Origin of the sequence: Janthinobacterium sp. JC611 (assembly GCF_018682595.1) — a bacterium.
Lineage (GTDB): Bacteria > Pseudomonadota > Gammaproteobacteria > Burkholderiales > Burkholderiaceae_D > Janthinobacterium.
In genome coordinates this window covers 77,594-90,182 of sequence record NZ_JAFLJN010000034.1, presented here as the reverse complement: position 1 = coordinate 90,182, position 12,589 = coordinate 77,594, and the positions used below count along the sequence as shown (strand labels likewise).

Here is a 12,589-nt window from a genome sequence, read left to right as displayed (position 1 = left end):
ATGGCGGTCTCGCAACCCTGCAGGCCGCCATCCATGCAACCTTCCCCCGACCTCATCGCGCAGCTGGAGCAGAGCACGGACCAGCTCAAGCGCGCGCGCCTGCGCAACATGCAGTGGCTGGCCGCCGGCTTGCTGCTGCTCGCCGCCCTGGTCTTCGCCGTGGCCCGCTCGCAGCGGGGCGGCCACCCCGCCTGGGGCTATGTCGAAGCGTTCGCCGAAGCGTCGATGGTGGGGGCGATCGCCGACTGGTTCGCCGTCGTGGCCCTGTTCCGCCATCCGCTGGGCATCCCCCTGTGGCATACGGCCATCATCCCGAACAGCAAGGCGGACATCGGCCGCAGCCTGGGCGCCTTCGTGGAAAACCATTTCATAACCGAGCAAGGCATCGCCGAGCGCATCGTGCAGGCCGACCCCGCCGCGCGCCTGGGTGCCTGGCTCGGTGACGAGATCCATGCGCGGCAGCTGGGCATGGCCGGCGCCGGCGTGGCGAAACAGCTGCTGGCGATGGCCGACCACGACACGCTGGGGCGCCTGCTGCGCGAGCAGGCCAGCGGCTACCTGGCGCAACTGAATGTATCGGAGGTGGCGGCCGACTGCATCGACGCGCTGATCGCCGACGGCAAGCCGCAGGAGCTGCTGGACTTCCTGCTCGACCGCGGCGCCGCCTACCTGGACGACGAGACGCACCACGCAGCCATCGGCGACTTCGTGCTGGGCGCCTTCCAGATCGAGAACGCGCTGGTGAAAAAGGCCGTGAAGGCGTATGAGCCGCGCATGATCGCCTCGCTGCAGAAATTCGCCCTCGCCGTGCGCGTCGACCCGCAGCACCCGCTGCGCCAGCGCATCGCCGGCTGGATCGCCGACAGCGCCTTGCACCTGAAGGCCGACCCGCAGTGGCAAGCCACCGTGCGCCGCTACCAGTTGCAGTTGGTCGCCAGCGACACGGTGCAAGCCATGCTGGGCGACCTCTGGAAGCACATCGGCACGCGCCTGCAGGCCGACCTGCACGCCGACCGGCCCGTGCTGGCGCAGGCGATCGCCAGCCTGGCGCGCAACACGGGCCAGGTGCTGGGCGAGGACAAGGCGGCGCGGGCATGGCTGAATGACGCCATCGTCGCCGGCAGCGGCACGCTGGTGCGCCGCTACCGGGGCGAAGTGGGAGCCTTCATCGCCGCCCGCCTGGACCTGTGGAGCAAGGACGAGATGAGCGAGCGCATCGAACTGGCCATCGGACGCGACCTGCAATTCATCCGCATCAACGGCACCATCGTGGGCGGCCTGGCCGGCTTGCTGATCCACGCCGCCAGCCAGGCGTTTTAAGCCCCTTTTTACTCTTTTACCAACGCCTCAGGGCGCGTGACCGCCGGCCGCGCACGACACCACGCCGCAGGCGGTGCTGAACGGCGCCGGCACGCCGGCGCGTCCCATGGCGATGCCGGTCGCGGCGAGCGGCACGGCCAACAGCAGCGCCAGGTAGCCGATCGCCTGCATGCGCCCCAGGGCCGGATGCGAGGCGCGCGCAGTGTCGCGCACGCGGCGGCATGCCGACTGGTCCCTGTGTCTCTCTTGTCTTGCCCCTGCCGGGCTGTTCGTCTGCATGTCCCTCTCCTTCCCTGCGGTCACCGGCCTGGCCCGCCGGCATGCGCACCCTGCGCACTTGCCGATCAGGCTGCAATTGCATTTTGCGGCATAAATTTATCAAATACAACAAATAAATCCGTACAGAAACAAATTTCTTCTTCACGCCGGCCTGCATCGCGGTGGAAAAAATACACACTGACAGAGTAACAATCGCGCTAATGCACGCTGGCGGCGCCATCGTTTCCTGACGCCGGTTGTGGAAAAAATCCAAATAAATCATTAAAATCAATATATTCATTGAAATCAATTTTATTTGATGTATGATGATTCCCATGGAGAAATCAAAGTGGTGTAACAGCTATCACAGCATCGCGCACCCGGCATCTCCGCACTCTTCGCAGGAGACAAGTACATGAACCAAATCCTGGCCTTGCGTCTGCTCGACGCCGCCGACGACGCCGCCGTCATCATCGATGCCGCCTCACGCATCCGCTATGCGAACGACGCCATGTATGCGCTGAGCGGCTATGACGCGGGAAGCTTGCCCGGCAAGCGGATCGATACGCTGCTGCCCAACACCGTGCGCGAGCAGCATGGCACGCAGATCGGCGCCTATCTGGCCGGCGACGGCAAGAATACCAAGGTACTGAGCCACAAGCGCCATTTCGCCATTCGCCATCGCGATGGCTCGATGCTGCCCATCGTGCTCAAGGCCATGGACCTGGGCAAGCTCGATAATGAAAACTACATGGGCGCCTTTTTCATCGACCAGCGCGAGGAACGCGCCATCGAACAGCAGAATGCGGCCCGCTGGCAGCGCTTGCAGCGCATCGCCCTGAGCGACCCCTTGACCCACCTGTCCAACCGCCGCGCCCTCGAGATCGACGCCGTGCGCCTGGCGGCGCGGGCCAGGCGCACGGGTAATCCAATGGCCATCGGCATCGCCGACATCGATTTCTTCAAGAGGGTCAATGACCAGCATGGCCACGCGGCCGGCGACGCCGTGCTGCGCGCCATCGCGGCCGTGCTGCAGTCCCAGGCGCGGGCATCGGACGTCGTCGCCCGCGTGGGCGGCGAGGAATTCGGTCTGCTGTTCCCGCAAACCGACCTGTCCATGGCGCGCCAGGTGGCCGAGCGCATCCGCCTTGCCGTGGCCGCAACGTGCGTCGACTTCGAGCAGTCGCCGATCACGGTGACGATCAGCATCGGCCTGGCGCCGCTGCCCCACAACGGCAACTGGAAAGCTGGCTTCATGCAAGCCGACGCCGCGCTGTATCGGGCCAAGCACAAGGGCCGCAACCGCACCGAGCAGGCTTGAGCCGCACTTTCGCAGTTTCATGCATCACTTGGTACCTGACAGGAGCAAGCACATGGAAACCACCACGACGCATGCCGCAGCGCATGCCGCAATATCGGGCCAACCGGCGCAGGCGGGCGCCCGCGAATTGCTGGTCTTTGGACTGGGCAAGGAGGAATACGCGCTCGACATCGGCCTGGCGCAGGAAATCCGCGGCTATGGCGCCGTCACCCGCGTCGCCAATGCGCCCGCCTTCCTCAAAGGCTTCATCCATCTGCGCGGCAGCATCGTGCCGCTGCTCGACCTGCGCATCGCGCTGGGCCAGGCCGAACCCTCCGATGACGCCTCGACGGTGGTGATCATCCTCATCTTCGCGCAGGGCGCCACCGGCACCCTGGACGAGCGCATGCTGATCGTGCTCGACATGGGCAGCCTGCTGGCGGGACTGGGCATGCATGCCACGGACAAGCTGGCGGCCTGAAGCCGCCCTCGCCGCCATTGACCGCCATCCGCCGGAGACACCATGAGCATCCTGATCGTCGATGACAACGACACCAACCTGAGCCTGCTGGAGACGCTGGCGCGCAAGGCCAGCAGCATCGAGCCCGTCTGCATGGACGACCCCATCGATGCGTTGACCTGGTGCGAGTCGCACGTGCCGGACCTGGTCTTGCTCGACTACCGGATGCCCAGCCTGTCAGGCAATGAATTCCTCAGCATTTTCCGCAAGATGCCGGGCATGGCCGACATCCCCATCATCATGGTGACCACCGAAAACGACCGCGCCGTGCGCAAGCAGGCTTTTTCGCTGGGCGTGACGGAGTTCCTCACCAAGCCCGTCGACACCATCGAATTCAGCCTGCGCGTGCGCAACCTGCTGGCCCTGCGCACGGCGCAAAACCTGCTGACCGACCGCGCCAAGCTGCTCGAACACGAAGTGGCCCAGGCCATCGCCAACGTCACGGCCAGGGAAATGGAACTGGTCACGCGCCTGGCGCGGGCGGCCGAATTCCGCGACCCGGAAACGGGCGCCCACATCATGCGCATGGCGCGCTACTCGGCGTTGATCGCCAGGAATCTGGGCACGGATGCGCCATGGCAGGAGCTGCTGCTCAAGGCGGCGCCCATGCACGACGTGGGCAAGCTGGCCATGCCCGACCATATCTTGCTCAAGCCGGGCCGGCTGGATCCCGAGGAAATGGCCATCATGCGCCAGCATGCGAAAATCGGCGGCCAGATCCTCGCCGGCAGCGATTCGCCGCTGATCCGCCTGGCCGAGGAAATCGCCTGCGGCCACCACGAGAAATACGACGGCAGCGGCTATCCGGACGGCCTGGCGGGCGAACAGATACCGCTGTCGGCGCGCATCGTCGCCGTGGCCGACGTTTTCGACGCATTGAGTTCGGAACGTCCCTACAAGCCGGCCTGGCCGCTGGCGCAGGCGCGCCAGTACCTGGAGCAAAACCGGGGCAGCCATTTTTGCCCGCTGTGCCTGGACGCCTTCCTGGGCGCCTGGGAAGAGGTGATCGCCATCCACGACAGCCTGCCCGACCCCGTCCCGCACCACGTCCACCCACTGTCAACGAGGAACCCGCCATGCGCGTGCAACAACTGATCCTGAAAAACCGTGCCGGCATCGATGCCGCCCTGGCACCCCTGGCCGCCATGGCGCCCGACCTGGTGCTGGTGTTTGGCGCCTGCGCCTACTTCGCCACCGCCGAACTGACGGCGGCCTTGCGCCGCCAGATGCCGGGCGCCGTCATCGCCGGCTGCTCCACGGCCGGCGAAATCGCCGGCGAGCGCGTCTATGACGACAGCTGCGTCATCACGGCCATCCGCTTTGCCCGCACCACGGTGGCGATCGCCGACGCCATCATCTGCGACATGGCGGACTCGCACGACACGGGCGCACGCCTGGCGCAGGCGCTGCCGCAGGAGGGCCTGACGGCCGTGTTCATGCTGGGCACGGGCGTGGCCATCAACGGCAGCGCCCTCATCGCCGGCCTGCAGGCGAACCTGCCGCCGGGCGTGACGATTTCCGGCGGACTGGCGGCGGACGGCGGCGCCTTCCGCCAGACCTGGACCCTCGGTCCGCGCGGCGCGGCCGACAATACCGTCGTCGCCGTCGGCCTGTACGGCGAACATATCCGCCTCGGCTACGGCAGCCATGCGGGCTGGGAGGCGTTCGGCCCGGCGCGCAAGGTGACGCGCTGCGTCGGCAACGTGCTGTACGGCCTGGACGGCGCGCGCGCGCTGGACATCTACAAGCTGTACCTGGGCGACCATGCGCGCGACCTGCCCGGCTCGGGACTGCTGTTCCCGTTTGAAATGCTTTCGGCCGCGCACGAAAAAAGCAATGTCTTCCGCACCATCCTCGCCGTCGACGAAGAGCAAGGCTCGCTGACCCTGGCCGGCGACATCCTCGCCGACGGCTACCTGAAATTGATGCATTCGAGTACCAACCGGCTGATCGACGGGGCCGAAACGGCCGCGCGCGGCGTGCGGCACCACGCCGATGCGGCGGGCGACCAGCTGGCCCTGCTGGTCAGTTGCGTGGGCCGCAAGCTGGTCATGGGCGACCGGGTCGAGGAAGAAGTCGAAGCCGTGGCCGACCTGCTGGACAGCGGCGCCACCTGCATCGCCGGCTTTTACTCCAACGGCGAAATCGGCATCACCCAGCCGCATGGCGCGTGCCAGCTGCATAACCAGACGATGACCGTGACTGTGTTGAGCGAAGCATGAACCGCACCCTGGCACGCCAATTGCGCCGCGTCTGCAACATCGACTCGGACAACGCCTGCGCGGCCCTGCTGCAACAGGCGCAGGCACTGAGCACGCACGCGGACACGCCGCCGGAACTGGCCGGCTTCCTGGCCAGCCTGCCGGCCCTGCTGCAGCGCATTGACAGCGCCTACGAGCAGTCCGAACGCGACCTGGACTTGCGCTCGCGCAGCCTGGAACTGAGTTCGAATGAGCTGAGCGTGACGAACGACCTGCTGCGCACGCAACTGGCCAGCCGCAACCGCGTGATCCAGTCGCTGCGCGTGGCGGCCGTGCGCCTGCTCGACAACGACGATTCCGGCCTGCACCTGCCCGAGGAAGGCGATATCGAGGGCCTGTCGGTGCTGCTGGCCGAGCTGGTGGCGCAGCAGGAACTGCGCCGCATCGAGCTGCTGAACCAGCGCTTTGCGATGGACCAGCACGCCATTATCAGCATCACCGATACAGCCGGCGTCATCGTCTACGTCAACGACAAGTTCTGCGCCATCAGCGGCTACGCGCGCGAAGAGCTGATCGGCAAGACGCACCGCCTGATCAACTCGCACACGCATCCGGACGCCTTCTTTGCGCAGATGTGGCAAACCATTACGGCCGGCCAGGTGTGGCACGGGGAAATCTGCAACCACGCCAAGGATGGCCAGCAGTACTGGGTCGACGCCACCATCGTGCCCTTCCTCGATGCGGCCGGCAAGCCGTATCAGTACATCGCCATCCGCACGGAAATCAGCGAGAGCAAGCGCATGGCCGCAACCATCGCGAAAAGCGAGCGCGAATACCGCAACGTCGTCAACAGTCTCAACGAAGTGGTGTTCCGCACGGACGTGCACGGCGCCTGGACCTTCCTGAACCCCGCCTGGCAAGCCATCACGGGTTTTGCCATCGCCGACAGCCTGGGCAAGAGCGTGCTGCAATTCATCGACGCGCGCGACCGCGAGCGCGTCGCCGCCGGCCTGTCGCAGCTGCTGGGCGGCCAGGTGGACAGCATGCGCCATGAGGCGCGCTATGTCACCTGCGACGGCGGCGTGCGCTGGGTCGACGTGTGCGCGCGCGCCGAACGCGACGGACTCGATCGGCTGGCCGGCATCACCGGCAGCCTGACCGACATCACCGAGCGGCGCCTGGCGGCGCGCGAGCTGCGGCACAACCTCAACTTCGTCGATGCGCTGATCGAGACCATCCCTATCCCCTTGTACCTGAAGGACGTGCAGGGCCGCTACCTGCGCGCGAACCGCGCCTTCTGCGCTTTCTTCAATGTCGACCAGGCGCGCATCCTGGGCCTGACGGCCGCCGAACTGCTGCCGTCGCGGGAAGTGCAGCTGGTGACGCAGCACGATGCGCGCCTGCTGCAGGAGCGCGGCAACCAGACCTATGAAGAGCGGCTGACCGTCGGCGCGCGCCAGGTCGACGTGTTGTTCAGCAAGGCGGCCCTGCTGGCGTCAGACGGCAGCCTGAACGGGCTGGTGGGCACCCTGGTCGACATTTCCAGCCAAAAGGCGGCCGAGCGCGCGCTGCTGGTGGCCAAGGAAGTGGCCGAATCGGCCAGCCGTTCGAAGAGCGAATTCCTGGCCAACATGAGCCATGAAATCCGCACGCCGATGAACGGCATCCTGGGCATGACGGACCTGGTGCTCGATTCCGAACTCGATGTCCACCAGCGCAAATACCTGGAAATCGTCAAGGCTTCGGCCGACGCCCTGCTGTGCATCATCAACGACATCCTCGACTTCTCGAAGATCGAGGCGGGCATGCTGACCCTGGAAAGCATTCCCTTCAACCTGCGCCAGCTGATGCAGGACACCGTGCGCGCACACGTCATGCGGGCGCAGTCCAGCGGACTGGAACTGGTGCTCGACCTCGATCCCGCGCTGCCGCAGACCTTGCTGGGCGACCCTGGCCGGTTGCGCCAGGTGCTGACCAACCTGGCGGGCAACGCCATCAAGTTCACGCCGCGCGGCGAAGTCGCCGTCAGCGCCCAGCTGCGCGCCAGCGACGGCCATGTGGCCCGGGTGCGCCTGTGCGTGCGCGACACCGGCATCGGCATCGCCGCCGACATGCAGGAGGCCGTCTTCGACGCCTTCCAGCAGGAAGACGGCTCGACCACGCGGCGCTTCGGCGGCACGGGACTGGGCCTGTCGATCACGCGCCGCCTGGTGACGATGATGGACGGCAGCATCGGCCTGTCGAGCGAACTGGGCAAGGGAAGCTGCTTCACCGTGGACCTGGCCCTGCCCATCGGCGAACAGCAGCCCGTCCTGCCGCCGCCCGGCGCCTCGCTGGCGGGACGCGCCATCCTGCTGGTGGACGACAACCCCAGCAGCCTGACCATCCTGCGCAAGATCTTCGCGAACGGCGGCGCCAGCGTCACCGCCTGCGAGTCGGGCGAGGCGGCGCTGGAGCACTGCCGCACCAGCTTGCCCGCGGACTGCATCATCATGGACTTCGCCATGCCCGGCATGAATGGCTTCGACACGGCCTCGGCCCTGGCCGACCTGCCCCACTGGAGCCAGGTGCCCGTCGTCATGCTGTCGTCGAGCGGCAGCCTGGGCGACGCGGCGCGCTGCCGCGAACTGGGCATCGATGGCTACCTGCTCAAGCCGGCCAGCCCCGAGGAATTGCTGTCCATCACCATGAGCGTGCTGGGCACGTGCCGCGGCATGCCCGGCGCCGCCCCCGTGATCACGCGCCATGCCATGCGCGAAAGCGTGCCTGGCCTGGACATCCTGCTGGTCGAGGACAACGCCATGAACCGCGAACTGGCCACCGTGCTGCTGTCGAATGCGGGGCACCGGGTCACGCATGCGGCGAACGGCCAAGAGGCGCTCGAGCGTCATGCCGCCGGCCATTTCGACATGATCCTGATGGACTTGCAAATGCCGGAAATGGGCGGTTTCGAAGCCACCGCGCAGATACGCGCACGCGAAGCGCAAGGCATGCCGAGGAGCGTCATCATCGCCATGACGGCCAGCGCCTTCGAAGGCGACCGCGAACGCTGCATCGCCGGCGGCATGGACGACTACCTGTCCAAACCGTTCCGTACCGCCGCCTTCCAGCGCCTGATCGAGCAGCATGTATTGCGAATTTGCAGGCAACAGCCCACCCTGGCGCCTGACGCGGCAGCGCCGGCGACGCACGGCGCGCCGCGCTTCGACTACGCCGCCGCGCTGGCCGACGCCGACGCCGACGTGATCGCCATCATCGGCGCCTCCTTCCTGGCCGGCTTGCCGGAGCAGCTGGCCGCCTTGCGCGCAGCCCTGCAGGCGGGCGACCGGCCCACCGCGAGCCGGCAGGCGCATACCCTGGCCGGCTTGCTGGCCAACTTCCATGCCATCCCCGCCGTCGCCATCGCCGCCGCCATCGAACGCGAAGGGGAACATGCCGCGCAGGCGGCGTTGCTGGCGCGGCTCGATGCGCTGGAAGAACAGTTGCGGCTGTTTGTGCGGGAAACGCGCGCTTCCATCGAGGCGACGTGCGACGTGCTGCACGCATCCGGCCAAACTTGATGTAGATCATAATTTTTTGAACAAGCTCTTGCTATCCTGTAAAAAAATGACAGGAGCCCCGGATGAACAATGCGACGCAACAAGTGGAACATGAGCGCCTGGGCAGTGCCTGGCAAGGCGCGCCGGCGCACGACTATCCGGAAAGCGCGCCGGGAGGCGCCACCCTGGACCTGCTGCTGAACGCCTGGCTGGGCAAGTTCACGGGCGGCATTTCGCCGGCCGCGCTGGGCAACGCGTATGCCGACTGGCTCAGCCACCTGGCGCTGGCGCCATCGAAGCAGCAAGCCCTGCTGCAGGAAGCGTGGAAGAAGATCGGCCGCTGGCAGCAGTACGCCGTGCAATCGGCGCTGCCGGGTGCGCCGCCATGCATCGTGCCGCTGCCGCAAGACCGGCGCTTCGAGGACCCGGCCTGGCGGCGCTGGCCGTACAACCTCGTCTACCAGGGCTTCCTGCTGCAGCAGCAATGGTGGCACCGCGCCACCACGGGCGTGCGCGGCGTCTCGGCGCACCACGAGGACGTCGTCACGTTCACCGTGCGCCAGTGGCTCGACATGCTGGCGCCGTCGAACTTCATGCTGACCAATCCCGTGGTGCAGCAAGCGACCCTCGCAAGCGGCGGCGCCAGCCTGGCGCACGGCATGGTCCATGCGGTCGAGGACTGGCAGCGCGCCGCCTTGGGGCGTGCCGCGCCCGGCGAAGCGGCGTTCAAGGTGGGGCGCAACATGGCCGTCACGCCGGGCAAGGTGGTCTACCGCAATGACTTGATCGAACTGATCCAATACGCCCCCACGACGGCCCAGGTGCATGCCACGCCCCTGCTGTTCGTGCCCGCCTGGATCATGAAGTACTATATTCTCGACCTGTCGCCGCACAATTCGCTGGTGCGCTACCTGGTGGGCCAGGGCCACACGGTATTCATGATTTCCTGGAAAAACCCGCAGGAAGAAGACCGCGAGCTGTCGCTGGAAGACTACCGCCAGCTGGGCGTGATGGACGCGCTTGACGCCGTCGTCCGCATCACGGGCGCGCCGCAGGTGCACGCGGCCGGCTACTGCCTGGGCGGCACCCTGCTGGCGATGGCCGCCGCCAGCATGGCGCGCGACGGCGATGCGCGCCTGGCCAGCCTCACCATGCTGGCCTCGCAAGTCGATTTCAAGGAGCCGGGCGAACTGTCGCTGTTCATCGACGAGAGCCAGGTCAGCTTCCTGGAAGCGGCCATGTGGAAGCAGGGCTACCTCGACACGAAGCAGATGGCGGGCGCCTTCCAGCTGCTGCGCTCGAATGACTTGATCTGGTCGCGCCGGCTGCGCCATTACCTGCTGGGCCTCGATGACCAGGGCAGCGACCTGATGGCCTGGAACGGCGACGCCACGCGCATGCCCTGCCGCATGCATTCGGAATACCTGCGCCGCCTGTTCCTGCACAACGACCTGGCCGAAGGCCGCTACCGCACGGCGGGCCGCCACATCGCCCTGCCCGACATCCACGCGCCCATCTTTGCCGTCGGCACCCTGACGGACCACGTGGCGCCGTGGCGCTCCGTGTACAAGCTGCAGCTGCTGACGGACACGGACGTCACCTTCCTGCTCACCTCGGGCGGCCACAACGCGGGCGTCGTGTCGCCGCCGGGCCAGCCGGGGCGCAGCTACCAGCTGGCCACGCACCGCCACGACGAGGCGTATGTCGACGCGGACAGCTGGCAGCGCGACGTGCCGCACCACGACGGTTCATGGTGGCCCGCCTGGCAAGCCTGGCTGGAAGAACGCGCGGGCGCGCAAGTGGCGCCGCCGGCCATGGGGCCCGACCTGGGCGACGCGCCGGGCAGCTACGTGCTGCAGACCTGACCACCGACAACCGAGGAAAATGCCATGCCCTACACCACCCTGCTGGTCCACGTCGACAATTCCCGCCACTGCGCCCAGCGCATCCGCCTGGCCGTGCGGCTGGCCGTCGCCGAAGGGGCCCATCTGATCGGTTCGGCCATGAGCGGCATCTCGCGCTACGCGTATGGCGGCGGCGTCAACGCGCTGCAGTTCGCGCCGGCGCAGATGCAGGCGCTGCGCACGCAGGCCAGCGAGGCCCTGCACGACTTCGAGCGCATCGCCCGCGAAGAAGGCCTGGGCGCCTATGAAACGCGCTTCGTCGACGACGACGCGCAAGGCGCGCTGCTGCTGCAGGCCCGTTATTGCGACTTGCTGATCCTGGGCCAGACGGACGCGCAGGATACGCCGTCGCGCGTCATCGCCGGCACGGCCGAATACCTGATGCTCCATTGCGGCCGGCCCGTGCTGATGGTGCCGCACGCGCTCTCCGCCGCGCCGGCGGGGGCGCCGCAGCATCCGCTGCTGGCCTGGAACGGCAGCGCCGAGGCGCTGCGCGCCATCACCGATGCGCTGCCGCTGCTGCAAGGGGCGCGGCAGGTCAGCCTGGCCGTCGTCAATTCACACGCCCAGCCGGCCGCGCATGGCGAGCAGCCTGGCGCCGACCTGGCCCTGTACCTGGCGCGCCACGGCGTCAACGTCGAGGTGCTGCAGCACGACACGCCGCCGGGCCAGGACGTGGGCACGGCCCTGCTGGCCATCGCGGCGCAGCGGCACTGCGACCTGATCGTGATGGGCTGCTACGGCCACATGCGCCTGCGCGAGACGCTGCTGGGCGGCGTCACGCGCACGGTGCTGCAGGAGATGACGTTGCCGGTGCTGGTGTCGCACTGACGGCGTCACGCCGCCGTGATGCCGAACAGCGCGCCGATGCCGGACGCCGCCGCCATCGACAGTGCGCTCCAGAACACCACGCGCAGCACGCCCCGGCCCACGCGCGCGCCGCCCGTCCTGGCCGCCAGGCCGCCCAGCAGCGCCAGGAACAGCAGCGACGAAACCACGATGGCCGGCGCCAGCAGGGCCATGGGCGCCAGCAGCACCACCAGCAGCGGCAGCGCCGCGCCGACGGCAAAACTGAGCGCCGAAGCCAGCGCCGCCTGCAGCGGGCGCGCGCGCATGCTCTCCGTGATGCCCAGTTCATCGCGCGCATGGGCGCCGATCGCGTCATGCGCCATCAGCGCCTTGGCCACCTGGGCGGCCAGCGGCGGCGCCAGGCCGCGCTCCACATAAATATGCGTCAGCTCGCGCAGCTCGCCCTTGGGATCGTCGCGCAGCTCGCCGTCCTCGCGCTCCAGCGCCGCCTGCTCCGTATCGGCCTGCGACTGCACCGACACGTATTCTCCCGTGGCCATCGACATGGCGCCCGCCACCAGGCCGGCCACGCCGGCCACCAGGATGCTGTCGTGCGTGGCATGGGCCGCCACCACGCCCAGCACCAGGCTGGCCGTCGAGACGATGCCGTCATTGGCGCCCAGCACGGCGGCGCGCAGCCAGCCTACGTTGTCGAGCCGGTGCAGCTCGCGGTGTCGCAATGGCATGGTCAGACTCCT

10 protein-coding genes are annotated in these 12,589 nt (G+C 67.5%); 8 read left to right on the top strand and 2 right to left on the bottom strand.

Annotated features, from left to right (window positions below; translation table 11 throughout):
• Positions 1-33 precede the first annotated feature (33 nt).
• Positions 34-1,320, top strand: coding sequence for a DUF445 domain-containing protein (locus J0O65_RS21005; RefSeq protein ID WP_215409148.1), 1,287 nt, complete (start codon positions 34-36; stop codon positions 1,318-1,320).
• 27 nt (positions 1,321-1,347) lie between these two features.
• On the opposite strand, the gene J0O65_RS21000 is transcribed toward J0O65_RS21005, so the two are convergent.
• Complete coding sequence (locus J0O65_RS21000; protein WP_215409147.1) at positions 1,348-1,599, bottom strand: hypothetical protein; 252 nt, start codon at positions 1,597-1,599, stop codon at positions 1,348-1,350.
• Between the two features lie 394 nt (positions 1,600-1,993).
• Between J0O65_RS21000 and J0O65_RS20995 the strand changes: the two genes are divergently transcribed.
• The 7 genes from J0O65_RS20995 (at position 1,994) to J0O65_RS20965 (ending at position 11,873) form a co-directional block, all read left to right on the top strand.
• The gene (locus J0O65_RS20995) at positions 1,994-2,899 is read left to right on the top strand and encodes a sensor domain-containing diguanylate cyclase (RefSeq protein WP_215409146.1); all 906 of its coding nucleotides are present in this window, start codon (positions 1,994-1,996) and stop codon (positions 2,897-2,899) included.
• Between the two features lie 52 nt (positions 2,900-2,951).
• Positions 2,952-3,359 (top strand): chemotaxis protein CheW, encoded by a 408-nt coding sequence (locus J0O65_RS20990; protein ID WP_215409145.1) that lies wholly within the window; start codon positions 2,952-2,954, stop codon positions 3,357-3,359.
• Between the two features lie 42 nt (positions 3,360-3,401).
• The gene (locus tag J0O65_RS20985; RefSeq protein WP_215409144.1) at positions 3,402-4,493 is read left to right on the top strand and encodes an HD domain-containing phosphohydrolase; all 1,092 of its coding nucleotides are present in this window, start codon (positions 3,402-3,404) and stop codon (positions 4,491-4,493) included.
• Positions 4,475-5,620 (top strand): FIST signal transduction protein, encoded by a 1,146-nt coding sequence (locus J0O65_RS20980; protein ID WP_215409143.1) that lies wholly within the window; start codon positions 4,475-4,477, stop codon positions 5,618-5,620. Before J0O65_RS20985 ends, J0O65_RS20980 begins: the two co-directional genes overlap by 19 nt.
• Positions 5,617-9,159, top strand: coding sequence for a response regulator (locus tag J0O65_RS20975; protein ID WP_215409142.1), 3,543 nt, complete (start codon positions 5,617-5,619; stop codon positions 9,157-9,159). The genes J0O65_RS20980 and J0O65_RS20975 overlap by 4 nt, the downstream gene beginning before the upstream one ends.
• 62 nt (positions 9,160-9,221) lie before the next feature.
• Entirely contained in the window at positions 9,222-11,003 is a 1,782-nt protein-coding gene (locus J0O65_RS20970) for a PHA/PHB synthase family protein (RefSeq protein WP_215409141.1), read from the top strand.
• Between the two features lie 24 nt (positions 11,004-11,027).
• Complete coding sequence (locus J0O65_RS20965; protein WP_215409140.1) at positions 11,028-11,873, top strand: universal stress protein; 846 nt, start codon at positions 11,028-11,030, stop codon at positions 11,871-11,873.
• A gap of 5 nt (positions 11,874-11,878) precedes the next feature.
• Here the strand turns inward: J0O65_RS20965 and J0O65_RS20960 are convergent, their stop codons facing one another.
• Complete coding sequence (locus J0O65_RS20960; RefSeq protein WP_215409139.1) at positions 11,879-12,577, bottom strand: VIT1/CCC1 transporter family protein; 699 nt, start codon at positions 12,575-12,577, stop codon at positions 11,879-11,881.
• Between the last annotated feature and the right edge of the window lie 12 nt (positions 12,578-12,589).

What these genes read in the sequence shown, in the direction of transcription:
- J0O65_RS20985 (WP_215409144.1), top strand. Translation starts at nt 3,402, where the DNA reads ATGAGCATCCTGATCGTCGATGACAACGACACCAACCTGAGCCTGCTG.
- J0O65_RS21005 (WP_215409148.1), top strand. Translation starts at nt 34, where the DNA reads ATGCAACCTTCCCCCGACCTCATCGCGCAGCTGGAGCAGAGCACGGAC.
- J0O65_RS20970 (WP_215409141.1), top strand. Translation starts at nt 9,222, where the DNA reads ATGAACAATGCGACGCAACAAGTGGAACATGAGCGCCTGGGCAGTGCC.
- J0O65_RS20965 (WP_215409140.1), top strand. Translation starts at nt 11,028, where the DNA reads ATGCCCTACACCACCCTGCTGGTCCACGTCGACAATTCCCGCCACTGC.
- J0O65_RS20990 (WP_215409145.1), top strand. Translation starts at nt 2,952, where the DNA reads ATGGAAACCACCACGACGCATGCCGCAGCGCATGCCGCAATATCGGGC.
- J0O65_RS20995 (WP_215409146.1), top strand. Translation starts at nt 1,994, where the DNA reads ATGAACCAAATCCTGGCCTTGCGTCTGCTCGACGCCGCCGACGACGCC.
- J0O65_RS20960 (WP_215409139.1), bottom strand. Translation starts at nt 12,577, where the DNA reads ATGCCATTGCGACACCGCGAGCTGCACCGGCTCGACAACGTAGGCTGG.
- J0O65_RS20980 (WP_215409143.1), top strand. Translation starts at nt 4,475, where the DNA reads ATGCGCGTGCAACAACTGATCCTGAAAAACCGTGCCGGCATCGATGCC.
- J0O65_RS21000 (WP_215409147.1), bottom strand. Translation starts at nt 1,599, where the DNA reads ATGCAGACGAACAGCCCGGCAGGGGCAAGACAAGAGAGACACAGGGAC.
- J0O65_RS20975 (WP_215409142.1), top strand. Translation starts at nt 5,617, where the DNA reads ATGAACCGCACCCTGGCACGCCAATTGCGCCGCGTCTGCAACATCGAC.